Source organism: Sphingobacterium lactis (assembly GCF_051951495.1).
GTDB lineage: Bacteria > Bacteroidota > Bacteroidia > Sphingobacteriales > Sphingobacteriaceae > Sphingobacterium > Sphingobacterium lactis_A.
On record NZ_JBNHAS010000019.1, the window covers coordinates 1 to 325 of the forward strand.

The 325-nt window shown below is 46.8% G+C and carries 2 rRNA genes; both read right to left on the bottom strand.

From position 1 onward, the window contains the following. Positions 1 to 72: ribosomal RNA gene (gene rrf / locus ACP6L2_RS18165) — 5S ribosomal RNA — on the bottom strand; the annotation flags it as partial. A gap of 134 nt (positions 73 to 206) precedes the next feature. After that, positions 207 to 325: ribosomal RNA gene (locus ACP6L2_RS18170) — 23S ribosomal RNA — on the bottom strand; the annotation flags it as partial.

Below are 325 nucleotides of genomic sequence, written 5' to 3' on the forward strand. Positions count from 1 at the left end.
CATCGGCTCTGGCGGGCTTAACTTCTCTGTTCGGAATGGGAAGAGGTGGACACCGCCGATATAGGCACCTGAATATCTTTTAAGTACTATCGAGCGTTCTCCGGTAGCAGACATGGGTCTAACTACTGAATACCAACTACCAACTACTAATTGACATGTTATTGGAAGAAAAGATAAAAAAGAGAGAGGACAACAGAACTATCCGCATTGGAAAGCTTCGGGTTATTAGTACCACTCGGCTTTGGTCTCTCAACCTTTACACCTGTGGCCTATCGACGTCGTCATCTTCGACGGCCCTTATGAGGAAGTCTCATCTCGTGGCTAG